The organism is Serinicoccus marinus DSM 15273 (assembly GCF_008386315.1).
Classification (GTDB): Bacteria; Actinomycetota; Actinomycetes; order Actinomycetales; family Dermatophilaceae; genus Ornithinicoccus; species Ornithinicoccus marinus.
This window is the reverse complement of record NZ_CP043808.1, coordinates 669,944-694,576: the sequence shown is the minus strand read 5'-3', so window position 1 is coordinate 694,576 and position 24,633 is coordinate 669,944. Positions and strand designations below refer to the sequence as shown.

At 72.8% G+C, this 24,633-nt stretch carries 14 protein-coding genes and 5 pseudogenes; 7 read left to right on the top strand and 12 right to left on the bottom strand.

Going from position 1 to position 24,633, the window contains the following annotated elements; genetic code table 11:
• Positions 1–5 precede the first annotated feature (5 nt).
• The 11 genes and pseudogenes from FU792_RS03415 to FU792_RS03365 form a co-directional block, all read right to left on the bottom strand.
• Positions 6–599, bottom strand: a complete 594-nt coding sequence (locus tag FU792_RS03415) for a hypothetical protein (RefSeq protein WP_022924355.1) — start codon at positions 597–599, stop codon at positions 6–8.
• 68 nt (positions 600–667) lie between these two features.
• Entirely contained in the window at positions 668–1,654 is a 987-nt protein-coding gene (locus FU792_RS03410; RefSeq protein ID WP_028130901.1) for a uroporphyrinogen decarboxylase/cobalamine-independent methonine synthase family protein, read from the bottom strand.
• A gap of 18 nt (positions 1,655–1,672) precedes the next feature.
• Positions 1,673–2,365 (bottom strand): DUF1345 domain-containing protein, encoded by a 693-nt coding sequence (locus FU792_RS03405; protein ID WP_149814548.1) that lies wholly within the window; start codon positions 2,363–2,365, stop codon positions 1,673–1,675.
• A gap of 5 nt (positions 2,366–2,370) precedes the next feature.
• A complete protein-coding gene (gene mnmA / locus FU792_RS03400) occupies positions 2,371–3,501 on the bottom strand; it encodes a tRNA 2-thiouridine(34) synthase MnmA (protein WP_022924358.1) in 1,131 nt (376 codons plus the stop codon).
• Complete coding sequence (locus tag FU792_RS03395) at positions 3,501–4,748, bottom strand: cysteine desulfurase family protein (RefSeq protein WP_149814547.1); 1,248 nt, start codon at positions 4,746–4,748, stop codon at positions 3,501–3,503. Before FU792_RS03395 ends, mnmA begins: the two co-directional genes overlap by 1 nt.
• A gap of 211 nt (positions 4,749–4,959) precedes the next feature.
• Positions 4,960–5,916, bottom strand: a complete 957-nt coding sequence (locus FU792_RS03390; protein WP_022924360.1) for an electron transfer flavoprotein subunit alpha/FixB family protein — start codon at positions 5,914–5,916, stop codon at positions 4,960–4,962.
• A 31-nt stretch (positions 5,917–5,947) separates the two neighbouring features.
• Positions 5,948–6,726, bottom strand: a pseudogene (locus tag FU792_RS03385) (electron transfer flavoprotein subunit beta/FixA family protein).
• Between the two features lie 96 nt (positions 6,727–6,822).
• Positions 6,823–7,554 carry a hypothetical protein gene (locus tag FU792_RS03380; RefSeq protein ID WP_022924362.1) on the bottom strand — a complete coding sequence of 244 codons (732 nt, stop codon included), beginning with the start codon at positions 7,552–7,554 and terminating at the stop codon, positions 6,823–6,825.
• A complete protein-coding gene (locus FU792_RS03375; protein ID WP_022924363.1) occupies positions 7,551–7,916 on the bottom strand; it encodes a PadR family transcriptional regulator in 366 nt (121 codons plus the stop codon). Before FU792_RS03375 ends, FU792_RS03380 begins: the two co-directional genes overlap by 4 nt.
• A 183-nt stretch (positions 7,917–8,099) precedes the next feature.
• Positions 8,100–8,901 (bottom strand): annotated as a pseudogene (locus tag FU792_RS03370) (enoyl-CoA hydratase/isomerase family protein).
• Entirely contained in the window at positions 8,898–10,985 is a 2,088-nt protein-coding gene (locus tag FU792_RS03365; protein WP_149814546.1) for a glycosyltransferase family 2 protein, read from the bottom strand. Before FU792_RS03365 ends, FU792_RS03370 begins: the two are co-directional and overlap by 4 nt.
• Positions 10,986–11,170: 185 nt before the next feature.
• On the opposite strand from FU792_RS03365, the pseudogene FU792_RS19480 reads away from it, so the two are divergent.
• From FU792_RS19480 to pgm, 7 genes and pseudogenes are all read left to right on the top strand, one after another.
• Positions 11,171–11,413 (top strand): annotated as a pseudogene (locus tag FU792_RS19480) (early set domain-containing protein); the annotation flags it as partial.
• 935 nt (positions 11,414–12,348) lie between these two features.
• Entirely contained in the window at positions 12,349–13,323 is a 975-nt protein-coding gene (locus tag FU792_RS19100; RefSeq protein ID WP_420876886.1) for a hypothetical protein, read from the top strand.
• Between the two features lie 43 nt (positions 13,324–13,366).
• Positions 13,367–15,457: a maltotransferase domain-containing protein gene (locus FU792_RS03355; protein ID WP_022924368.1), complete on the top strand. Its 2,091-nt coding sequence runs from the start codon at positions 13,367–13,369 to the stop codon at positions 15,455–15,457.
• A 10-nt stretch (positions 15,458–15,467) separates the two neighbouring features.
• Positions 15,468–17,239 (top strand): annotated as a pseudogene (gene treS / locus FU792_RS03350) (maltose alpha-D-glucosyltransferase).
• Positions 17,239–19,089 carry a maltokinase N-terminal cap-like domain-containing protein gene (locus FU792_RS03345; protein WP_238706039.1) on the top strand — a complete coding sequence of 617 codons (1,851 nt, stop codon included), beginning with the start codon at positions 17,239–17,241 and terminating at the stop codon, positions 19,087–19,089. Before treS ends, FU792_RS03345 begins: the two are co-directional and overlap by 1 nt.
• Positions 19,090–19,237: 148 nt before the next feature.
• Positions 19,238–21,444 (top strand): annotated as a pseudogene (gene glgB, locus FU792_RS03340) (1,4-alpha-glucan branching protein GlgB); the annotation flags it as partial.
• 496 nt (positions 21,445–21,940) lie between these two features.
• Entirely contained in the window at positions 21,941–23,626 is a 1,686-nt protein-coding gene (pgm, locus tag FU792_RS03335; RefSeq protein WP_022924371.1) for a phosphoglucomutase (alpha-D-glucose-1,6-bisphosphate-dependent), read from the top strand.
• Here the strand turns inward: pgm and FU792_RS03330 are convergent.
• On the bottom strand, positions 23,620–24,624 hold the full coding sequence (locus FU792_RS03330) for a tetratricopeptide repeat protein (protein ID WP_022924372.1): 1,005 nt from the start codon (positions 24,622–24,624) through the stop codon (positions 23,620–23,622). The two genes, pgm and FU792_RS03330, sit on opposite strands and share 7 nt — an antisense overlap.
• Positions 24,625–24,633: the final 9 nt, after the last annotated feature.

Sequence of the window (24,633 nt, the reverse complement as noted above, 5' to 3'; positions counted from 1 at the left end):
CCGGCTCAGCTGGTGCTCTTGAAGTAGGCCGTCGACTCCTTCTTCCACAGCATGAAGACGATGACCGCCGCGAGGACAGCGCTGACCAGCGACAGGACGAGGTTGAGCGTGCCGCCCGCCGCGGAGCCCGGCATCATGCTCGTGCCGATGAGGCTGAGCAGGGTCGTCACCACGTTGATGACACCGAGGATGGTCGCGACGATGCGCGCCCAGCTCTTGCCCTTGCCGTTGAGGAAGCCCATGAGAAACCAGATGGCGGCGATGATGATCGCCGTCACGAGGCCGATGATGGGAGCGCTGGAGACCGAGGCGTCCACGATGGCCGGGTCGACCGCCTGACCGGAGGCCTCGAGCTGCTCCTCGACCTGCTGGCGCAGCTGGTCCTCCGGCGTGGTGAGCGCCAGGATGCCGCTGACGAGCGCCAGGGCACCACCGGCATACATGAGCTTCTCGGCCAGACCCACCGAGCCCGGCTTGGCGACCGGACCGCCGTGGCCGGCGCCGGCGTTGTCGTAGCTGGGCGCCGACTGGTAGCCGCCCTCGGGCTGCGGCGCGTTCGGGTCGTGCTGGTACGGGTCTTGGCCCGGGTTCTGCGTCATGATTCCCCTTCCGTGGAGCGTGCCGGTGCGCACGCGTGACGCCCGTAGCCTAGCGGGACGGGTGTGATTCAGGCGTCAGCACGCTCAGCGAGCCTGAGCGCACCCTGGACGAGCCCGCGCGTCGCGTCGAGCGCATCGTCCGGCGCGGCGGAGGCCAGTCCGCACGGCGGGGTCAGACCGACCTCGGCGAGAGCGGCCGGTGACAGCCCCACCTCCTGCCACCGACGTAGCAAGGGCTCGGCAGGATCCGGTGACCACGGGTCCACACCGGCCCACAGTCGCACGCCACCCTCCACCGCCGCGGCGACCTGCTCGAAGCGGCCACGCCCCACCTGCTCCAGGTCGAGCGCGACGAAGTCGGCGCCGCTCCCGGCCAGCACGTCGACCGGGGGGTCGCCGGCGCAGCAGTGCACCCCGGTCGTCCGCGCGCCGCGCTGGTCGAGGACCTGCCGCAGCGCCGGCACGACCTCGCCGCGCTCCGGCGTCCGGAGCACGCTGTAGCCCGACTCCGAGCGCACCCGGCCCCGGAGGACGGTCGGCAGCGAGGGCTCGTCGACCTGCAGCACCAGCTCGGCGCCGGGCACCAGGGCCTGCACCCGCCCCAGGTATGCCCCGATCCCCTCGGTCAGCGAGTCCACCACGTCCCGGGTCGCGCCGGCGTCGCCGAGCACGCGGTCGCCGAGCGGCCGCCACAGCGCCGCGGCAAGCGTCCAGGGGCCGGCGACCTGGACCTTGAGCGGACCGGCATACCCGTCGGAGGCCTCGGCGAGCTCGTCCAGGTCCTCGGCGAGCAGCGAGGCGGCGCGCTCGGCGTCGCGGCCCGGGCGGTCGACGAGCCGCCACCCCTGCGGCTGGAGGTCCACCGGCAGGTCGACGAGCAGGTGCGCGGCCCGGCCGATCATGTCGGCGCCGGGGCCGCGAGCAGGCAGCTCGGGCAGGTACGGGATGGGTCGGACGCCGTCCGCGGCGCCCTGCGCGAGCTCACCCCGCACCACCGCGAGCGCCTCGCGCACCCGGGTGCCGGGCCAGGATCCGATGCCGGTGACGTCGACCACGGCGGACACTCTAGGTGCTCAGGCGAGCAGACTGACCACGACCGCGAGGACGACGGTGTTGAAGACGAAGGAGACGACGGTGTGCACCGTGGCGGTCCGGCGCACCTGACCCGTCCGCAGGTCGACGTCGGTAGTGCCGAAGGTCGTCGAGACGGCGACGGCGAGGTAGGCATAGTCGGCGAGCGGGCGGTAGTGCACCTCCTTGCCCGGGAAGCCCAGGGCCTTGCCCCCGCTCTGCACGTCCTCGACGAGGTAGGCGACGGTGAAGGACACGGCGACCGCGACCCACGACACCACGACGAGCGAGACCCCGAGCAGCACCCGCAGCCCGGCCGAGAAGGCCGAGTTCTCGATCACCTCCCCGGGCATCCAGACGATGGTGACCAGCAGCGCCGCCGCCCCGATGAAGAGTGACACCCCCGGCCCGGGCGCGGTGCCGTAGACGTAGCGCTGCGCCCAGGAGCCGCGGTCCTCGGCACGCGCCCACTCCTCCATCTCGGCCCGCGAGGAGCGGACGAGCACCACGAGCGTGAAGACCGTGTAGATGACGAGGTAGATGAGCAGGAAGATCACCGCACTGTCGCTGACGTAGGAGGGGATCTCCTCGAGGCTGCGCGGGCGTCCGCGCACGAGCAGGGCGACCGGCAGGGACAGGAGGATCACCGGCACGGTGCGCCGCGACTCCGGCAGCCACCAGGGCCAGCTGCGCATCCGGCTCAGCACGCGGCCCTCCCCGTGCTCGCGATGGTGGCCGACCCCACCACCCTCGTCCCGTCGTAGAGCACCACGGACTGTCCGGGCGCGACGCCCCGGATCCGCTCGGCGAGCCGCACCGCGACCCGCTCCGGTATGCCCTCGTCCCCCTGCGTCCCCACGCTCACCCGGGCAGCGTACTCCTGGCCGTGGGAGCGGATCTGCGCCCCCAGGGCCAGCTCGGCGCCGACCGGCGGCGGTGCGCCGCACCAGCGCAGGTGGTCGCCTTCGACGAGGTCCACGCCGAGCAGCTCCTCCGGGCCGACGACGACGGTGTTGCTGCGGGTGTCGGTGGAGACGACATACCGCTTGCTGCCGTCGGCGGGCGGGACCTTGAGCCCCAGACCACGCCGCTGCCCGACGGTGTAGCCGTGCGCGCCCCCGTGCTCGCCCAGCACCTCCCCCTCGGCGTCGACGATCGGCCCCGGCTCGGCGCCGAGCCGCTTCGCGAGGTAGCCGCGGGTGTCGCCGTCGGCGATGAAGCAGATGTCGTGGCTGTCCGGCTTCTTCGCCACCGAGAACCCGCGCCGCCGCGCCTCGTCCCTGATCTGCGGCTTGGTGGTGTCGCCCAGCGGGAAGAAGCTGCGGGCCAGCTGGTCGGCGTCGAGCACACCGAGGACGTACGACTGGTCCTTCGCAAGGTCGACCGCGCGGTGCAGCTCGCGGCGCACCCCGCCCGGCGCCGAGGTGTCCTCGTGCTCCTCGATCTGGGCGTAGTGCCCGGTGGCGACCGCGTCGAAGCCGAGCGCGAGCGCCTTGTCCAGCAGCGCGGCGAACTTGATCTTCTCGTTGCAGCGCAGGCAGGGGTTCGGGGTGCGGCCGGCGGCATACTCCCGCTCGAAGTCCTCGACCACGTCCTCGCGGAAGCGCTGCGCCATGTCCCAGACGTAGAACGGGATGCCGAGCCGGTCGGCGACCCTGCGCGCGTCCCCGGCGTCCTCGATCGTGCAGCAGCCGCGCGCCGACTCGCGCAGGGTGGAGGCGGACTGGGCGAGCGCCAGGTGCACGCCGACGACCTCGTGACCGGCGTCGAGCATGCGCGCGGCAGCGACGGCGGAGTCGACCCCGCCGCTCATGGCGGCGACGACCCGCATCAGGCGCTCCTCGCCGGGGTGCTCGGGCGGCGGCTCGCGGCGTGCGCGCGCCGGGCGCGTTCGAGGGCGGGCGGCAGCGCGGCGAGGAAGGCGTCGACGTCGGCCCGGCTCGACCCGTGCCCGAGGGTCAGCCGCAGCGCACCTCGCGCCTGCTCCTCCGGTATGCCCATCGCCAGCAGCACGTGGCTCGGTCGCGGCACCCCGGCCTGGCAGGCGGAGCCGGTCGAGCAGGCGACGCCGGCCGCGTCGAGCAGGTAGAGCAGCGAGTCGCCCTCGCAGTCGGCGACCTGGAGATGGGCGTTGCCGGCGAGGCGTGCCGTGGTGTCGCCACGGGTCCAGGGGCCGGAGACGCTGATGCCGGGGTCGAGGGCGAGCGCGCCCTCGACGAGGGCGTCGCGGAGCCGGGCGAGGTGCAGCGCGTGGCTTTCCTGATGCTCCGCGGCGTGCGTGACGGCGAGCGCGAGACCGGCGATGGCCGGGGTGTCGAGCGTGCCCGAGCGCAGCCCGCGCTCCTGGCCACCGCCGTGAGTCAGCGGCACCGGGGCCTGGTCGCGGCCGGCGGTCAGCACGCCGACCCCGAGCGGCCCGCCGATCTTGTGCCCGGTGACGACCCCCAGGTCCACCTGGCTCAGGTCGAGCGGGGCCTGCCCCAGCACCTGCACGGCGTCGGAGTGCACCGGTATGCCGTGCTCGTGGGCGATGGTCGCGAGCTCGGACACCGGTTGGATCGTGCCGACCTCGTTGTTGGCCCACATGACGCTGGCCAGGGCGACGGTCTCGGGCCCACCGTCGGCGTCGAGCGCCTGCCGGAGCGCGTCAGCGGTGATCCTGCCCTGGGCGTCCGGCTCCACCCAGGTGACCCGGGCACCCTCGTGGGTGACCAGGTGCTCGACCGGGTCGAGGACGGCATGGTGCTCGACGCCGCTGACGACGAGCCGGTCCCGCCGCAGGTCAGCGGCCCGCCGCGCGGCATACGTGCCCTTGACCACGAGGTTGTCGGCCACGGTGCCGCCGGAGGTGAAGACCACTTCCGACGGCCGGACGCCCAGCGCCTCCGCGACCTGCTCGCGGGACTCCTCGACCACCCGCCGCGCCCGGCGGCCCGGGTCGTGCAGCGAGCTGGCGTTGCCGGTCTGCCGCATCTCCCGCGCGACCACCTCGACCACCTCGTCCAGCACCGGCGTCGTCGCGGCGTGGTCGAGGTAGGCGTGGGCGGCCTGGGGCTGCGGGCTGGGCGGGGTGCTCATGACGGTCAGCCAGTCTACGAGCGGCCGGCCGGGTCGGGCGCACCCGCGCGCGGGACGGGTCGCGCCCGCGTCAGGCTGGGGCATACCGCGACCCTGCGGCGACCTGGGCAAGGCTGTGCACCAGAAGCAGCGCTCTCGACACAGTCTGCGGTGCGCAACTTTGCCCAGGTCATCCGAGGGGTCGCTTCCCCCGGTATGCCGGGTGCCCGACTCAGCCCTTGTGCTGCTGCACCTTCTCGGCCGCCTGCGGCAGGACGGTGAACAGGTCGCCGACGACGCCGAAGTCCACGAGTTCGAAGATCGGGGCCTCCTCGTCCTTGTTGACGGCGACGATGGCCTTCGAGGTCTGCATGCCGGCGCGGTGCTGGATCGCGCCGGAGATGCCGGCCGCGACATACAGCTGCGGGCTGACCGAGACGCCGGTCTGGCCGACCTGGTGCGAGTGCGGGTACCACCCGGCGTCGACGGCGGCGCGGGACGCCCCGACCGCGGCGCCGAGGGAGTCGGCGAAGGACTCGACCGGGCCGAAGTCGCCGCCGGTGCCGCGCCCGCCGGAGACGACGATCGAGGCCTCGGTCAGCGAGGGCCGGTCCGACTTCTCCTTCTCCGCCCGGGCGGTGACCCGCGCCGCCCGCGCGACCTCGGACACCTCGACCGAGACGGCCTCCTCAGCCGGGCTGGCGGGGGCCTCCTCGGCGCTGATGCTGTTGGGCTTGACGGTGACGACCGGGGTGCCGCGGGTGACGGTGGTGGTGACCGTGTAGTTGCCGGCGAAGACCGACTGCGTCGTGCCGACGCCGCCGTCGACCGGCTGCACGTCGACCGCGTCGGTGACGATGCCGGACCCGGTCTTGATCGCGAGCCGCCCGGCGACCTCCTTGCCGTCGTTGGTCGAGGCGACCAGGACCGCGGCCGGCGAGACCCGGCCGACGAGGTCGGCCAGCAGCTCGGCGACGGGCGCGACGAGGTGGTCGGTGTAGACGGCGTCCTCGGCGAGGTAGACCTTCGCGGCGCCGTAGCGCGCGAGGTCCTCCTTCGCCGCGGCATACCCCTGGCCGACGAAGACGGCCGACGGCTCACCCAGGCGGCGCGCGGCGGTCAGCATCTCGGCGGTGGTCTTGCGGACGTCTCCGTCGACGTGGTCGACCAGGACGAGGACTTCACTCATGTCGATGGCTCCTTGGGATGTCGTGGTCGGGTCAGGCCAGCTTGCGGTCGGCGAGGAACTGGGCGAGCGCCTCGCCGCCCTGGCCCTCGTCGGTGACGACCTGACCGGCCTCGCGCGGCGGGCGGGCCTGGATGTCGGTGACCATCGTCCAGGCGGTCCCGAGCCCGACCTGGGCGGCGTCGATGCCGAGGTCGTCCAGGCCCCAGGTCTCCACCGGCTTCTTCTTGGCCGCCATGATGCCCTTAAGGAGGGGTAGCGCGGCTCGTTGATCTGGTCGGTGACCGAGACGACCGCCGGCAGGCTGGCCTCGACGGTCTCGGAGACGGACTCGTTGTCGCGCCGGATCGTCACCGACCCGCCCTCGACGGTGAGCTCGGAGGCGAAGGTGACCTGCGGCATACCCAGGCGCTCGGCGAGCATCGCCGGCACGACGGACATCACGCCATCGGTCGAGGCCAGGCCGGTGAGGACCAGGTCGACGTCGCCGATCTTCTGGATCGCCTCGGCCAGGATCAGCGAGGTGGCGACCGAGTCCGAGCCGGCGATGGCGTCGTCGAGGACGTGCACGCCCTTGTCGGCACCCATCTGCAGACTCTTCTTGACGGCGGTGGCGGCGTCGTCCGGGCCCATGGTGAGCACGGTCACCTCGCCCTCGCCCGCCTCGACGATCTTGAGGGCCTCCTCGACGGCATACTCGTCCAGCTCGGAGAGGATGCCGTCCACGCCCTCACGGTCGGTGGTGTGGTCCGCCTCGAAGGCGCGGTCGCCCTGGGCGTCGGGCACGTACTTCACACAGACGACGATGTTCACTGCTCACGTCCTCGTGGTTGTGGGTGGTCGTTGACGCCATGATGCCACTTGACGCGCGCGTCAACGACACCCGGCAGAGGTATGCCGGGAGCCGGGTCACGCGAAGAGCGTCGGCACCCAGGTGATCGCCATGACGGCCAGCGTGAGCAGCGGGTAGAGCAGGACGCCGACCCGGCGGGCCACGGCGCTGCGACCGGGCGCCTCGCCCGGGCCGGTGATCTCGTCCTCCTCCGGGTTGAGCGCGGCCAGCGTGCTCGAGGCCGCGAGGGCCACCACCCCGAGGAGGGCGACAGGCAGGACGGGGAGCGTCGCAACCTCGGCGCGTAGCAGGAGCAGGCAGACCACGAAGACCGCGAACGGCGCGATCATGACGCCCCAGGCCAGCGCGGGCCGGTCCACGACCAGCCGCAGCAGCGCCGTCGGGCGGAGCAGGAGGGCGGCCGTGCAGAGCGCGGTGATCGCCAGGACGGCGAGGTAGCCGGTCGTGATCCGGACCGGGCCGTCGGCCAGCCAGGCCTGGAAGCCGGCCAGGACGAGCAGCATCCCCGCGAGGCCGAGGACCAGCTCGACGACGGTGCGCCGGCCCAGCCGCCACGGCTCCCCCTCCGGCAGCGCACGGGCATACGCGACGGGCTCGCCGAAGGCCTCGGCGGCGGGCTCGCCGGCCTCGCGGACGTGGCTCTCGACGGTGGCCAGCTGGTCGCCGATCCGGTGGGCCGGGACCCCGCGCAGGTTCTGCTCGGTGACGAAGGCGCGCACCCAGGTGGCGTCGACGCTGGGGGCCAGCCGCTCGGGGTTGGCGGTGGGGCGCTTGGAGGTGGCGTTCATGGCGTGCTCGCTTCCGGCTCGGGGGTGCGGGCGGCCGCATCGGTCAGCCCCCGCGTGACAGTGGTGAAGTCGGCCCAGCGAGCAGCCTGCTCACCGGCCAGAACGCGTCCCTGCTCGGTGAGGGCGTAGAACTTGCGGCCGGGCCCGCCCTCGCCGGGGCGCCACTCGACCGCCAGGTGCCCGGCGTCCTCGAGGCGGGCGAGCAGGGGATAGAGGGTGCCCCCCTTGACCGTGCCCAGCCCGGCCTCGGCGAGGCGTTGGGTGATGGCGTAGCCGTAGCTCGGCCCGTCGAGCAGGATGCGCAGCACGCACACCCCGAGCACCCCACGGAGCCACTCGCCCGGCCACTGATCGCCTTCCATGACTAGATCATGTCTCTGACTAGTCAGTCATGTCAACTAGTCACGTTCACCATTTGCCGATCGGGCGTCGCTGGTGGACACCCAGAGACCCACCGAGCGTCGCGTGTGGTGGGCAGCGAGGCCGGCGGCAACCACAGGCGACGCTCGGTCGGGGGTGGGGCAACCACGAGCGACGCTCGCTGGTCAGCGACCGGTGAAGCGCGCCTTTCCCGGACCCTCCTCCACGAAGGAGGTCATGCCGATCTGCCGGTCCTCGGTCGCGAAGACGCCGGCGAACTGCATCGCCTCGATGGCGAGCCCGGTCTCGAGGTCACCGTCCAGCCCGCGGTCGATCGCCTCCTTGGCCGCGCGCAGCGCGTAGGCCGGTCCCCCGACGTAGCGGGCGACCATCTCCCGCGCGACCTGGTATGCCTGCCCCGGCTCCGCGAGCCGGTCCACCAGCCCCATGGCCAGCGCCTCGTCGGCCTCGACCATGCGCCCGGTGAAGACGAGGTCCTTGGCCCTCGCCGGGCCGACCAGCCGCGCCAGCCGCTGGCTGCCGCCGGCCCCCGGCACGACCCCGAGCAGGATCTCCGGCTGCCCGAGCTTGGCGTCCGACGCGGCGACCCGGAAGTCGGCGCAGAGCGCGAGCTCGTTGCCGGCGCCGAGGGCATACCCCTCGATCGCGGCGACGACCGGCTTGGGGATGCGCGCCACGGCGGAGAAGCACTCCTGGATGACCGGGGCGCGCCGGACCATGTCCGTGTAGGGACATGTCCTGCATCTCCTTGATGTCCGCGCCCGCCGCGAAGACCTTCTCGCCGCCGTAGAGCACGACAGCAGCGACCTCGTCGTCGTCCGCGACGATCCCGGCGGCCTCGCCGAGGGCGTCCTGCACCTCGATCGAGAGCGGGTTCATCTTCGGCCGGTCGACCCGGATGGTCCCGACCCCCTCCTCGACCTCGACCCGGACGAAGTCGCTGGCGGTGGGGACGGTCCTGCTCACGCGTCGTCCCGCGGGGAGCCCTCGCCGGAGGCGTCGGGCGTGTCCTCGCCGACGCCGCCACCGCCGGGCGTGCCCTGACCACCACCGGAACGTCCCTGCGGCCCGACCGACAGCCACGGCCCGACCTCGGTGCCCTCCGGGGCGCCCTCGGGCAGCTCGGGCTCCAGGCCCTGCTCGGCCTGCGCCTTGGCGACGACGTTGCGGTGCCACAGCTGCAGCGCCTGCAGCAGCAGGCCGGTCGCGATCTGCACCTTGGGCTTGGGCTGCTCGGCGCGGGCGATGATCTGCTCGACCGCGAGCACCAGGTTGCCGGAGGCGATCCCGGCCTTGACCAGGTTGACGCCGAGCGTCACGTCGTTGCAGCCGTTGAGCCGGGTGAGCATCTCGTCGGGGACGCTGCTCGCGATCTGCCACTGGCCGAAGACGCGCATGATGTCGAACTGCTCGCCCTCGATGACCTTGACGAAGAGCTTCTGGTTCTGCACCTCGAAGGAGACGTCACCGGCCTTGTCGAGGTTGGGCGACATCTGCAGGTCCTGCAGCGCGTCGAGGACCCGCCCGGTCAGCGGGTGCTCCTGCGGCGGGGGCGGGAAGTTGGGCAGCGAGGTCGGATCACTCATGGATCCAACGTAACGGCTCGGCCGCGGCCCAGCGCCCCGACCCGGGTCAGCCGGCGCCGCACTCGATGCTGAGGTTGTTCTGCACGGTGCTGTAGACCCGGTTCCCGGAGCGGGCCGGCGGGAGCACCGACACCAACGGTGCCGCCAGGCGCGTCCGGTCCTTCTCCCCTCGACCTGGATGTAGAGGTCCAGCGTGGTCCCGGCCCCGGCGGAGAGCGCGGCCGTCGGGACGCTCACGTCGAAGACGGAGACGCACGGCCGCCCCTCGGGCCGCTCGACACGGCCGGGCGAACCGAGGTCGAGGGTCTCCACGACGTCCCCCCCTCGTCGACGCAGGACCAGGTGGAGCGGCCGGTGCTCATCCCCGGCCCGTGCACCGTGGACCTCCACGGACAGGCGCAGGCCTCCGAGTCGCCGCCACGTCGCCGAGGCCACGAGCGCCGCCACGAGGGCACGGTCCCGGCTCTCCCGGGCCTCGAGGTCCAGGCCGGCGGCATCGCCTGCGCGCACCAGTCGCGAGCGGGTGCGGAAGGGCTCGGCCAGCTGGTCCTCGAGGGCCGGCGGGATGTGGACGTCCATGAACCGGCGGTGCGCGGCCAGGAACTTCTCCCGGCGCGCCCTCGGCATCGTCGACCACCGCGCGGGCTGGTAGAACTTCAGGCACGTGCGCCGGTACAGGTCGAGCACGACCCGGTCGGCCCGCCCCGGGTCGGGATCGTTCTCCCGGATCAGCCGGGCGACCTCACCGATCGACCAGGTGTAGCCGTCGGGGTCGAAGTCCTGGACGCTGATGTTCTGCCCGTCGTCGCGCGAGATCAGGTGGTAGACGACCTCACCGCCCAGGAAGGAGACACGGTCGGCGAGCAGGTAGGCCCGAGCCAGCATCATGCCGTCCTCGAGCCGCACCTTCTCCTCCGGGAAGCGGATCTGCTCCCGTTCCAGGAGGCTGCGGCGGAACAGCTTCTGCGGGGTCAGGGTGTGGAAGACGCGCTCCAGGTCGGCGTCGACGCGGGTCACGCGAAACAGGTAGGGGACGAACCGCCCCACGCCGACCGAGCGCGGGACGAGGACGTCGCTGCCTTGCTCGTCGGCGAACTCCACCATGCGGCGCAGCGCCTCCGGACCGAGCTCGTCGTCGGCGTCGGCGAAGAAGACGTAGCGGCCGCGCGCGAGCTCCAGGCCGCGGTTGCGCGGGGCACCGGGCCACCCGCTGTTCTCCTGGTGCACCACGCGTGCCTGAGGTCGGTCCGCGGCCCAGGCGTCGAGGACGCGCGGCCCCTCGTCGGTGGAGCCGTCGTCCACGAGGATCACCTCGTAGGCGTCGGCGTCGAGGTCCTGCTCGGCCAGCGAGCGCAGCAGCCCCACGAGATACGGCATGGCGTCGTGGACGGGGACGACGACGGACACCGCCACACCCGCGTCGTCGCCCGGGTCCGGACCCGTGGTCGACCTGCTGACGCTCACCCGACGCCCATCTCCCGCTGCGGCCCCTGCGACCGGTCCGCAGCCCTCCTGCGGCACGTGAGTTGTAGCACGGCCGGGCCGGATCACTTAGGCGCGAGCCGGCTCGGTAGTCTGCGCCCGGTGCCCGGCGGTGGGCGCCCTGCCGGAGGTGAGGACGACGTGGTGCGAGAGGCGGAGATCTGAGCGTGGGAGCCCCGGTCCGCCCCCGCAGCAGCACCGAGCGACCGCCCCGCCTCGGCCTCACCCGCACCGACGCCGGCCCGGAGATCGCTGTCCTCGCCCGGCACGCGAGCGCGGTCGAGGTATGCCTGTCCACCGCGTCCGGCGAGCGCCGGATCCCGCTGCGCCGCAACGCGCACGGCATCTGGTGGGACGTCGTGCCCGAGCTGACCCCGGGCACGCGCTACGGCTTCCGCGTGCACGGCCCGTGGGCGCCGGACGAGGGCCACCGGCACAACCCCGCCAAGCTGCTGCTCGACCCCTACGCCCACGCCGTGGACGGCGAGGTCGCCTGGGCGCCCGAGGTCTACGGCCACGTCGTCGGCGAGGACGGCTGGACCGATCCCGAGACGCCCGACGACCGCGACTCCGCCGCCCACGTCCCGCGCTCCGTCGTGGTCGACCAGAACGTCTTCGACTGGGGCCAGGACACCCGCCCAGACGTGCCCTGGACCGAGATGGTGCTCTACGAGGCGCACGTGCGCGGGCTCACGATGCGGCACCCGGGCATACCGGAGAAGATCCGCGGCACCTATGCCGCGCTCGGCCACCCGGCGCTGGTCGAGCACCTCACGAGCCTCGGCGTGACCAGCCTGGAGCTCCTGCCGATCCAGGCCTTCACCTCGGAGCCCGCCCTGGTGCGCCGGGGCCTGGCCAACTACTGGGGCTACAACTCGCTGGGCTTCTTCGCGCCGCACGCGGGGTATGCCGCCGCCACCGATCCGCAGGGCGTCGTGGACGAGGTCAAGGGTGCGGTGCGGGCGCTGCACGCGGCCGGCATCGAGGTGATCCTCGACGTCGTCTACAACCACACCGCGGAGCAGTCGGTGTGGGACGGCCCCACGCTGTCCTTCCGCGGTCTGGACAACCGCACCTACTACCGCCTCGACGACCGCGGCCGCGACATCGACGTCACCGGGTGCGGCAACACCCTGGACCTGCGGGACCCGCAGGTCGCCCGCATGGTGCTGGACTCGCTGCGGCACTGGGTGGAGGACTTCCACGTCGACGGCTTCCGCTTCGACCTCGCCCCGGCGCTGGCCCGCGGGCGCGACGACGCCTACGACCGCGAGCACGCCTTCCACGTCGCGCTCGAGGCCGACCCGGTGCTGAGCCGGGTCAAGCTCATCCCGAGCCCTGGGACGTGGGCGTCCACGGGTGGCGCACGGGGCAGTTCCCGGCCGTCTTCGCCGAGTGGAACGACCGCTTCCGCGACACGGCGCGGAGCTTCTGGCTGGCCGACGTGGGCCGGCGGCTGCACGGGCACCACGGCCACGGGGTCCGCGAGCTCGCCACCCGGATCGCCGGGTCGGCCGACCTCTTCGCGCGCGACGGACGGGGTCCCATCGCCTCGGTCAACCTCGTCACCGCGCACGACGGCTACACCCTCGCCGACCTCACCGCCTACGAGCACAAGCACAACCACGCCAACGGCGAGGACAACCGGGATGGGCACGGCGACAACCGCTCGTGGAACCACGGCGTCGAGGGCCCCACGGACGACCCGGAGGTGCAGCGGCACCGGCGCCGCTCGATCCGCAACCTGCTGGGCACGTTGCTGCTCTCCCCGGGTGTCCCCATGCTCGTCGCCGGAGACGAGCTCGGCCGGACGCAGCAGGGCAACAACAACGCCTACTGCCAGGACAACGAGCTCACCTGGGTGGACTGGGACCTCGAGGAGTGGCAGACCGCGCTGCTCACGGACACCACCGCGCTCCTGCGGCTGCGCCGTGAGCTGGCGCTGCTGCGGGGCCCGGAGTTCGCCCGTTACGACGCCGCGCCCGGCCGTACCCGGCTGCGCTGGTTCGACGAGCGCGGCGAGGTCATGGGCGAGGACCGGTGGAACGACCCGCACCGCTGCACCCTCACGGTCGTGCACGACACGCTGCACCACCACGAGCCCGTGGCGGTGGCGCTGCTGCTGCACGCCGGCACCGAACGCACCACGATCGCGCTGCCCGACCTCGGCGGCGTGACGGGGTGGGACGTGCGCTTCTCCAGCGAAGGTGCCGGACACGGGGCGGGCCCGGTCCCGTCCGGGGGCGTCGTCGAGGTCGACGCGACGACCCTCACCGTCCTCGTCGCCCGGGTCGGGCCGGGCCGCCCGGCGGGTGGGTGACCGCGCGTGGTTTCCCGGACGGAAGCCGGGTAGGTTTGGCCAGGTGACCGAGCACTCGACCACGACCGCCCAGTCCCGTCCCGACGCCCAGGCGTCCGCCTCCCCCGGCATCGACCGCTCCGCCCTGGCCACGTGCGGCCAGGAGCCGCTCGGCCGCATCCCGGTCCTCGACGTCGAGCCGGTCGTGGATGGCGGGCGGCGTCCGACCAAGGCCGTCACCGGTGAGGTCTTCACCGTCACCGCGACCGTCTTCCGCGAGGGGCACGACGCCGTCAACGCCACCGTGGTCCTCGTCGACCCCGACGGCGGCGAGCACCACGTGCCGATGACCTGCGCCAACCCGGGGCTCTCGCACTGGCAGGCGCAGGTGTATGCCGACCGCGAGGGCGTGTGGCAGTTCCGGGTCGAGGGCTGGTCCGACCCCTACGCCACCTGGGAGCACGACGGCACGATCAAGGTCGAGGCGGGCGTGGACGTCGAGCTCATGCTCGAGGAGGGGGCGCGGGTCCTGGAGCGCTCGCTGGACGCCGACGAGCACACCGAGGGGGACCGCGAGGTGCTCGAGCACGCGGCCGACACCCTGCGCCGCGGCGCGTTACCCGTGGCAGAGCGGCTGCACGCCGGCACCTCCCCCGAGGTCGAGGCCGTGCTCGCCCGCACGCCGCTGCGCGAGCTGGTCAGTCCCTCCCCGTCCTACACCCTCCTCGTGGAGCGTCCGCTCGCCCTGACCGGCGCGTGGTACGAGATCTTCCCCCGCTCCGAGGGCGCCACCCAGGACCCGGACACCGGGCTGTGGACCAGCGGCACCTTCGGGACCGCCCAGGAGCGGCTGCCGGCGATCGCCGACATGGGCTTCGACGTCGTCTACCTCACGCCGGTGCACCCGATCGGCTCGACGAACAAGAAGGGCAAGAACAACACCCTCGACGCCGACGAGCACGACCCCGGCTCGCCCTACGCCATCGGCGCCGCCGAGGGGGGCCACGACGCGCTGCACCCCGACCTGGGCGACTTCGACGACTTCGACGCCTTCGTCGCCCGTGCCGAGGAGCTCGGGCTCGAGGTCGCGATGGACATCGCGCTGCAGGCCTCCCCCGACCACCCGTGGGCCACCAGCCACCCGGAGTTCTTCCAGATCCGAGCGGACGGCTCGATCGCCTACGCGGAGAACCCGCCCAAGAAGTACCAGGACATCTACCCCGTCTTCTTCGACAACACCCCGGACGAGGTGTATGCCGAGATCCGGCGCGTCGTGCAGGTGTGGATCGACCACGGCGTGCGGATCTTCCGGGTCGACAACCCGCATACCAAGCCGGTCAACTTCTGGCAGTGGCTCATCGCCGATGTCGCCCAGGACCACCCGGAGGTCATCTGGTTGGCCGAGGCCTTCACCAAGCCGATGATGATGCGCACCCTGGCCAAGGTGGGCTTCCAGCAGTCCTACACCTACTACGCCTGGCGCAGCACCGCCGCCGAGCTGCGTGACTACGTGACCGAGCTGGCGACCGAGACCGCGCCCTACATGCGCCCCTCGTTCTGGCCGACGACGCACGACATCCTCACGCCCTACATGAGCAACGGCGGGGTGACCGCCCACCTCGTCCGCTCCGCGCTGGCCGCCACGCTGGTGCCGACCTACGGCATCTACGCCGGCTTCGAGCACGTCGAGGACGTCCCGCGCCCCGGTGCCGAGGAGCACGTCGACAACGAGAAGTACGAGTACAAGAACCGTCGCTGGGACGAGCCCGCCGACGGCCGCCCGGACCTGTCCGGCTGGCTGACGATGCTCAACCGGATCCGGCGCGAGCACCCGAGCCTGCACTGGCTGCGCAACGTCACCTTCCACCAGGCCGAGGACGAGAACCTGCTGGTCTTCTCCAAGCACGGCGGTGGTGCCGCGGACGGCTCGGCACACGACACGGTCCTCGTCGTCGCCAACCTCGACCCCTACACCGTCCGCGGCTCCCGGCTGCACCTCGACCTGCCCGCGCTCGGGCTGAGCTGGGGCGACCACTTCCGCGCCCACGACCTGGTCACCGGCGCGACGTGGGAGTGGGACGACGCGCCCTACGTCGAGCTCGGCCCGGGCTACGGGCACGAGCCGGTGCACATCATCCACGTGACGACGGTCTGAGAGGAGCACGATGCGCGGGCTGAACCTGCACCAGCCGGGGCTGCGGAACGACCCGGACTGGTTCCGCAAGTCGGTCTTCTACGAGGTCCTCGTGCGGGCCTTCGACGACTCGACCGGCTCCGGCTCCGGCGACTTCAGCGGGCTGATGAACCGGCTGGACTACCTGCAGTGGCTGGGGGTCGACTGCCTGTGGATCCCGCCGTTCTACGCCTCGCCGCTGCGGGACGGCGGCTACGACGTGGCGGACTACACCGCGGTCCTGCCCGAGTTCGGCACCCTGCCCGACTTCCGCGAGCTCATCAGCCAGGCGCACGCCCGCGGCATCCGGATCATCACCGACCTGGTGATGAACCACACCTCTGACCAGCACCCCTGGTTCCAGGCCAGCCGGTCCGACCCCGAGGGACCCTACGGCGACTTCTACGTCTGGTCCGACACCGACGAGGCGTATGCCGACGCCCGGATCATCTTCGTCGACACCGAGACCTCCAACTGGACCTTCGACCCGGTGCGGCGCCAGTTCTTCTGGCACCGCTTCTTCTCCCACCAGCCCGACCTCAACTTCGAGAACGAGGCCGTGCAGGAGGCGATGTTCGACGTCGTGCGCTTCTGGATGGACCTGGGGATCGACGGCTTCCGGCTCGACGCCGTGCCCTACCTCTTCGAGGAGGAGGGCACCAACTGCGAAACCTCCCCCGCACCCACGAGTTCCTCGCCGCGCTGCGGGCCATGGTGGACGAGGAGTACCCCGGCCGGGTGCTGCTCGCGGAGGCCAACCAGATGCCGGCCGAGGTCGTGGACTACTACGGCACGCCCGAGGCGCCGGAGTGCCACATGTGCTTCCACTTCCCGGTGATGCCGCGGCTCTACTACTCGCTGCGCGAGGAGAAGGCCGAGCCCGTCATCCGGGTGATGGAGGAGACCCCCGCGATCCCCGCCGGCACCCAGTGGGGCACCTTCCTGCGCAACCACGACGAGCTGACCCTGGAGATGGTCTCCGGAGAGGAGCGCTCGGCGATGTACGGTTGGTACGCCCCCGACCCGCGGATGCGAGCCAACGTCGGCATCCGGCGTCGGCTGGCGCCGCTGCTCGACAACTCCCGCGAGGAGATCGAGCTCATCAACGCGCTCCTGCTCTCGCTGCCCGGGTCGCCCTGCCTCTACTACGGCGACGAGATCGGCATGGGGGACAACATCTGGCTCGAGGACCGTGACGCGGTGCGCACGCCGATGCAGTGGACCCCGGACCGCAACGCCGGTTTCTCCACCGCCGACCCCGGCAAGCTCTACCTCCCGGTCATCAGCTCGCTCGTCTACCACCACAACGGGGTCAACGTCGAGGCCCAGATGGCCAGCGGCTCCTCGCTGCTGCACTGGACCCGGGGCATGCTCCAGGTCCGCGCCGCGCACGAGGTCTTCGGCACCGGCGACTACCTGCCCTGCGAGGCGGACAACGACGCCGTCCTCGCCTTCGCGCGGGCCCTGCCGGAGAGCGAGGACGCCGACGACGAGGAGCGCGAGGGCCACCCGGCGGTGCTCTGCGTCAACAACCTCTCCTCGCGGCCGCAGGCCACGACGATCACGCTGCCCGAGCGGCTCCGGGGCTCCGACGTCCGTGACCTCTTCGGGGGGCTGAACTTCCCCGACGTCGCCGCGGACGGCACGATCACCCTCACCCTGGGGTCGCGCGGCTTCTTCTGGCTGGGGCTGCGCCCGCCGGCACCCCCGGCACCGGCAGCCGCTGCTGCCACGCCCGAGACGTCTACCCCGGAGGGGACCTGATGGCCACGCTGACGCCGACGTTCGAGGACTTCCTGCCCGCCTGGGTGGCCCGGCAGCGGTGGTACCGCGGCAAGCGCGCCGGTGCGCCGGCGCTGCGGCGCGTGTCGAGCATCCGCTGGCAGGACCCGTTCGGCGAGGTGGGCATCGACGACCACCTCCTCGTCGACGAGTCCGGTCCCGAGCCCGTCGTCTACCAGGTGCCCCTCACCTACCGCGCCGAGGCGGTGCCCTTCCTCGAGCACGCGCTCGTCGCGACGGCCGAGCACAGCGAGCTCGGGACGCGCTACATCTACGACGCGACCCACGACCCGGTCTTCGCCGACGTGCTGCTGCGCGAGATGTATGCCGAGCACGAGGTCCCCGCCGCGCGCGCGAGACGCCTCGCGCCGGAGGGTCCCGTCCCGGCGCTGGCGAGCTCCCGGGTGCTCACCGGCGAGCAGTCCAACACCTCGATCATCGTCGACATGCACGGCGAGGACCTGCCGGTCATCATCAAGCTGTTCCGGGTGCTCGCCGAGGGGGACAACCCGGACGTGTCCGTCCAGACCGCGGTGAGCCGTGGCGGGTCGCGACAGGTGCCCGACCCGGTCGGCTCGATCGAGGGTCGCTGGGTCGCTCCCGGCGGTGGCGAGGCGCACGGCCACCTCGCCTTCGCCCAAGAGTTCCTGCCCGGCACCGAGGACGCCTGGCGCCGTGCGCTCGTCGCCGCCGGGGCGGACCGGGACTTCACCGAGAGTGCCCGCTCGCTGGGCGCCGCCACGGCCGCCGTGCACGCGGTGCTGCGGGACGCCTTCGGCACCCGGCCCGCCGCGGACCGCCGCTCCACCCTGGTCGCGCAGATGCGGACCCGCGCCGAGCAGGCCTTCCGGGACGCGCCGGAGCTCTCGGCCTACCGCGAGCCGGTGCTCGGGGTGTATGCCGAGCTCGAGTCCTCCGACCTGCCCGACCTGCAGCGGATCCACGGCGACTACCACCTCGGTCAGGTGCTCGACGCCCCCGACCGCGGCTGGGTGCTGCTGGACTTCGAGGGCGAGCCGCTGCGCCCGCTCGCCGAGCGCACCGAGCCCGACCTCGCGCTGCGCGACGTGGCGGGCATGCTGCGCTCCTTCGACTACGCCGCCGCCTCCGCCGCTGCCTCGGGGGCGGGGGACCGCGGCGCGTGGGCCACCGCCGCCCGCGAGTCCTTCCTCGACGGCTACGCCACCGGTTCCGGGGAGGACCGCCGCGAGGAGCTCACTGCGCTGCTGGCCGCGCTGGAGCTGGACAAGGCGCTGTACGAGGTCAGCTACGAGGCGCAGAACCGGCCCGACTGGGTCGCCATCCCGGTCGCCGCGGTGCGCCGGCTCCTCGGTGAGCCGGCCGCGGACGGGCGCCACCGCGGTGCCCCCACCGTGCCCGCCTCACCGCGCGGCTGCGGCGGCCGCGGCAGCCCCCACCACCGACGCGACCGCCGGCGCAGCTGCAGCAGGCACCGCCACCGTCCCCGCCGACGGTGCGACGAAGGAGACCCCCGTGAGCACGAACGACACGCCCCCTGCCCCCACCTCGGGTGTCACCGACGAGGCCACGTCCGGGCCGGACACCCCCTCTGCCCGGCCCGAGTCGGACGCACAGGATGTCCGCTCCGAGCAGGACGGCACCGGCGACGACTACGGCGCCTCGCTCATCGAGGTCGAGCGGCACGACGGTCCGCTCTCCCACCCGCCGACCGGCGACCGGCGCGCGGCCAGCGGCTCCGCCCCGGCGTCGGCCTCGGGCCGGGGCGCGAGCGGCGGCTACCCGCACGCCCCCATCCCCCCGCCCGAGGACATGGTCATCGAGACGGTGCCCCCCGGCCGGCGGACCGGTGAGGACGTCGAGCTCGCCCCCCGCCCCCCGGCCGCCGCCAGCGGGTGGTCCGGGCAGCCGCAGGGCGACCCAGAGGTGCTGCGCGCCACCGCGTGGGAGGACGCCAGCGAGGGCGTCGTCACGGCCCGCCCGACGGGGCCGCGGCGCTCCCTGAGCGAGCCGGCGGAGCCGGCCGGACCGCATACCCTCCCGCTGGACCTGGACGAGGCGACCGACGTCGTCGAGGGGCTGCACCGCAACCCGCACGCCCTCCTCGGCGCGCACGTCTTCGACGACCACGTCACCGTCCGCACCCTCCAGCCCGAGGCGCAGCTCGTCGAGATCGTGCTGGCGGACGGGGTCAGGGTGCCGATGACGCACGAGACCGGCGGCATCTGGGTGGCGGTGCTGCCGACCGCGACCGTCCCGGCATACCGGCTCAAGGTCGACACCGGGCGCGGCGCGCACCTCGTCGACGAGGCCTACCGGCACGGACCCAGCCTGGGTCAGACCGACCTGCACCTCATCGGCGAGGGCCGTCACGAGGAGCTGTGGCGGGCCCTGGGGTCCCGGGTCATGACGGTGCGCGACGAGCTCGGCGAGGTCACCGGCACCCGGTTCGCCGTCTGGGCCCCGCACGCCTCGGCCGTCCACGTCGTCGGCGACTTCAACGGCTGGAACGGCGCGACGCACGCGCTGCGCGCCCACGACGAGGTCGGCGTCTGGGAGCTGTTCGTCCCCGGCGTCCGCGAGGGCGCCCACTACAAGTACGACATCACCGGCCCGGACGGCGTCCGGCGCGCCAAGGCCGACCCCATGGCGCGCGCCAGCGAGGTCCCCCCGTTCACCAACTCGGTGGTCACCGTCAGCACGCACCGCTGGGGGGACGCGGAGTGGATGGCGGCCCGCGCGGCCGGCGACATCCACCACGGCCCGATGAGCGTCTACGAGGTGCACCTCGGCAGCTGGCGCAAGGGGCTGGGCTACACCGAGATCGCCGACCAGCTCGTCCCCTACGTCGCGCGGATGGGCTTCACCCACGTCGAGCTCATGCCGGTCATGCACCACCCCTACGGCGGGTCGTGGGGCTACCACGTGACCGGGTACTACGCCGCGGACAGCCGGTTCGGCCACGAGGACGGCCTGCGCTACCTCATCGACCGCCTGCACCAGGCCGGGGTCGGGGTCATCCTCGACTGGGTGCCCGGGCACTTCGCCACCGACCCGTGGGCCCTCGCCCGCTTCGACGGCACCCCGATCTACGAGCACCCGGACCCGCGCAAGGGCTGGCACCCGGAGTGGGGGTCCTACATCTTCGACTTCGGCCGCCCGGAGGTCCGCAACTTCCTGGTCGCCAACGCGACCTACTGGCTGGAGGAGTTCCACGCCGACGGGCTGCGCGTCGACGGCGTCGCCTCGATGCTCTATCTCGACTACTCGCGCGACGACGGCCAGTGGATCCCGAACCGGCACGGCGGCCGGGAGAACCTCGAGGCCGTCGCGCTGCTGCAGGAGGCCAACGCCACGGCATACCGCCGCTCCCCCGGCGTCGTGATGATCGCCGAGGAGAGCACCTCCTGGCCCGGCGTCACCGCGCCACCGACGAGGGTGGGCTCGGCTTCGGCTTCAAGTGGAACATGGGCTGGATGCACGACACGCTCGGCTACGTCGGCGCCTCGCCGTTCAGCCGGGCGCACAGCCACCACACGCTGACCTTCTCGCTGGTGTACGCCTTCAGCGAGAAGTACATCCTGCCGATCAGCCACGACGAGGTCGTGCACGGCAAGGGGTCGCTGGTGCGCAAGATGTCCGGCGACGCGTGGCAGAAGTTCGCGACCACGCGGGCCTTCCTGGCCTATCAGTGGAGCCACCCCGGCAAGCAGCTGCTCTTCATGGGCAGCGAGTTCGCCCAGGCCCGGGAGTGGGCCGACGACGGGAGCCTGGACTGGGAGCTGGTCGAGCGCCCGGAGCACGCCGGCGTGCAGTCGCTGGTCGCCGACCTCAACCGGCTCTACGCCGAGCTGCCGGCCCTGTGGGAGATCGACCACCACGAGCACGGCTTCAGCTGGCTGGACGCCAACGACGCCGGCCGCAACCAGTACTCCTACCTGCGCTGGGGCAACGAGGGGCCGGACGGGCTGCGGCCGGTCGTCGCCTGCGTGGTCAACTTCAGCGGGGTCCCGCACCACCAGGTGCACATCGGCCTGCCCTACTCCGGCCGGTGGCGCGAGGTGCTCAACACCGACGCGCAGACCTACGGCGGGTCGGGAGAGGGCAACCTCGGCGCGGTCGAGGCGGTCGACGAGCCGCACCAGGGCCAGCCCTTCTCCGCGCTGGTCACCGTGCCGCCCCTGGGCGCCGTCTGGCTGGTGCCCGACCCGTTGACCGAGGAGGAGCAGGCGGAGCGGGACGAGCAGCAGCGCGTGGCAGCAGCTGCGGGTGACGAGGCGGTCGTCTCGGACGAGGCCGAGGCGACCGGGAGCGACGGGCGACCGGCCTCGGCGACCGACGCCGCGGACCCGGTCGACGAGGACCGGGTCGACGAAGACGGTGTCGACGAGGACGGGCCCGACGACGGCTCGTCCCACGCGGACGGCGCGAGCCGCACCGATGACGACGCCGGCACCGGCGAGCTGGGTGACGGCTCGACCGAGGAGCTGGCGCACGACGAGCTGCCCGCCGACCACCCCTTCGTCACCGAGGGCGGCCAGCCGATCGACCACGAGGAGCGCACCACGGTCGCGACCCTGGACGACGGCGAGGGCGACACGGGGGCGGACCGGACGGACTTCTCACGCTTCGGCGTGCGACGTCGGGAGGACGGCGCCCCTGCACCAGGAGCAGACACCGGCAACGACTGAGAGGGAGAGCGCCATGGCACGACACGACCGCGCCGGCACGAGGGCGACCGCGCAGGACCTGATCGACGTGGAGGCCCTGCTGCGGGCATACACCGAGATCGTCCCCGACCCCGACGACATCGACCAGCAGGTCGCCTTCGGGACCTCGGGGCACCGGGGCAGCGCGCTGGACGGCACGTTCAACGAGCAGCACATCCTGGCGACCACGCAGGCGATCTGCGACTACCGGGCGGAGCAGGGCACCGAGGGCCCGCTCTTCCTCGGCAAGGACACGCACGCGCTGTCGGTCCCCGCCTGGCACAGCGCGCTCGAGGTGCTCGTCGCGAACGGCGTGGACGTGTGGACCGAGGGCTCCGAGGACGAGTTCACCCCCACCCCGGCGGTCTCGCGGGCGATCATCGCGCACAACCTGGAGGCCGGGTCGGAGGGCGAGGCGCCGCGACCCGAGGCCGACGGCATCGTCGTCACGCCCTCCCACAACCCGCCCCGGGACGGCGGCTTCAAGTACAACCCGCCGCACGGGGGACCGGCCGACACCGACGCCACCGGCTGGATCGCCGACCGCGCCAACGACCTGCTCCGCGGCGGGCTGGCCGAGCTCCGGCGGGTTCCCGCCGAGGAGGCCCTGGCCGCGGTGCAGGTCTACGACTTCATGGGTGAGTACGTCCGCGCCCTGCCCCGGGTCGTCGACGTGGAGGCCATCCGGGAGGCGGGTGTGCGCATCGGCGCCGACCCGCTCGGCGGGGCGGCCGTGGCCTACTGGCAGGCGATCGCCGACGCGCACGGGCTCGACCTCACCGTGGTCAACCCGGACGTCGACCCCACCTGGTCGTTCATGACGCTGGACTGGGACGGCACGATCCGGATGGACTGCTCTTCCCCCGACGCGATGGCCTCGCTCATCGACATCATGTCCGGCGAGGGCGGTGGCAGCTACGACGTCGCCACCGGCAACGACGCCGACGCCGACCGGCACGGGGTCGTCACCCCCGACGGCGGCCTGCTCAACCCCAACCACTACCTCGCGGTCGCCATCGACTACCTCTACGGCGGCGCCCGGCCGGACTGGCCGCAGGGCACCGCGATCGGCAAGACGCTGGTCAGCTCGTCGATGATCGACCGGGTCGCGCAGGCGCGGGGACGCGAGCTCACCGAGGTCCCGGTCGGGTTCAAGTGGTTCGTCCCCGGGCTCATGGACGGCTCCATCGCCTTCGGCGGCGAGGAGTCGGCCGGCGCCTCCTTCCTCTGCCGCGACGGCTCGGTGTGGTCCACCGACAAGGACGGCATCATCCTGGCGCTGCTCGCCTCGGAGATCATCGCCCGCACCGGCCGCTCCCCTTCGCAGCGGTATGCCGAGCTCGTCACCGAGGTGGGCGGTGGGCAGACGCCGGCCTACGCGCGGATCGACGCCCCCGCGGGCCGGGAGCAGAAGGACCGGCTGAAGAAGCTCTCCGCCGACGACATCAGCGCCACCGAGCTGGCCGGCGAGCCGATCACCGCCGTGCTGACCGAGGCCCCCGGCAACGGGGCCGCGATCGGCGGGGTCAAGGTGACCACCGAGAACGCCTGGTTCGCGGCCCGCCCCTCAGGGACCGAGGACGTCTACAAGATCTACGCCGAGAGCTTCCGCGGGACCGAGCACCTGGCGCAGGTGCAGGCGGAGGCGCAGCAGGTCGTGGACGCGGCGCTGGCTCAGTAGAGCGCGCTCATCAGCGCCCGGCGGGCCTTGCCGACCCGCTCGTCCTGGCTGCCGATGACGTCGAAGAGCCCGAGCAGGTGGTTGCGGGCGCGGTCGCGGTCCTCGCCGCTGCTGCGGCGCACTGCCTCGACGAGGCGGCCGAAGCCGTCCTCGACGTGCCCGCCGACGAGGTCCACGTCGGCGGCGTCGATCTGCGCCTGGACGTCGTCGGGTCGCTCCGCCGCGGCCTGTCGGACCGCGGTGAGGTCCATGGTGGAGGTGCGCTCGAGCAGGCGCACCTGCCCCAGCCCGAGACGGGCCAGCTCGTCGGCCGGGTCCTGCTCGAGAGCCTTCTCGTAGGCCGCGATCGCGCCGGCCCAGTCGCCGCGGTCGATGGCGTCGTAGGCCTCCTGGTGCAGCGGCGGCAGCTCGGGGGTCTGCTCGCCCTCGTCCGGCTGCTCCCCCGGCACACCCTCGTCGTCGCCGACCTCGACCCGGCCCGTGACGGCGTTGGTCACCGCGGCCTCGAGGAACTTCTCGAGGAGCTGGTCGACCTGCTCCATCGGCTGCACGCCGAGGTAGAACGGCATCGGCTGGCCGCTGAGCAGGCCCATGACGACCGGCAGGGAGGAGACCTGCCCGAAGACCTGCTGCAGCACGGGGGTCAGCGCCTGCAGGATGCCGGGGCTCCCGGCGACGTCGACACCGGCGACCTGGAAGCGGCCCCCGGACGTGCGGGCGCGCTCGGCCAGCTCCCGCAGGTGCGTCAGCGACTCGGGCAGCTGCGGGCTCCACAGGACCAGCACCACGGGCGTCTTGAGGCTGGCGTTGACGACGGACTCGAAGGTCTCGTCGGTCACCTGGACCAGCGCGCCGCTGCGGCCCGGCACACCGCCCCCGCTGCCGTCGGAGGCGGCCTGCGAGGCCGCGCCGCCCGAAGGTGCGCCCGGGCGCGGGGAGAGCTGGGACAGGTCGACGGCTCCGCGCAGGGCGGCGGTGGAGAAGGGCTGCTCGGTCATGCTCCCAGG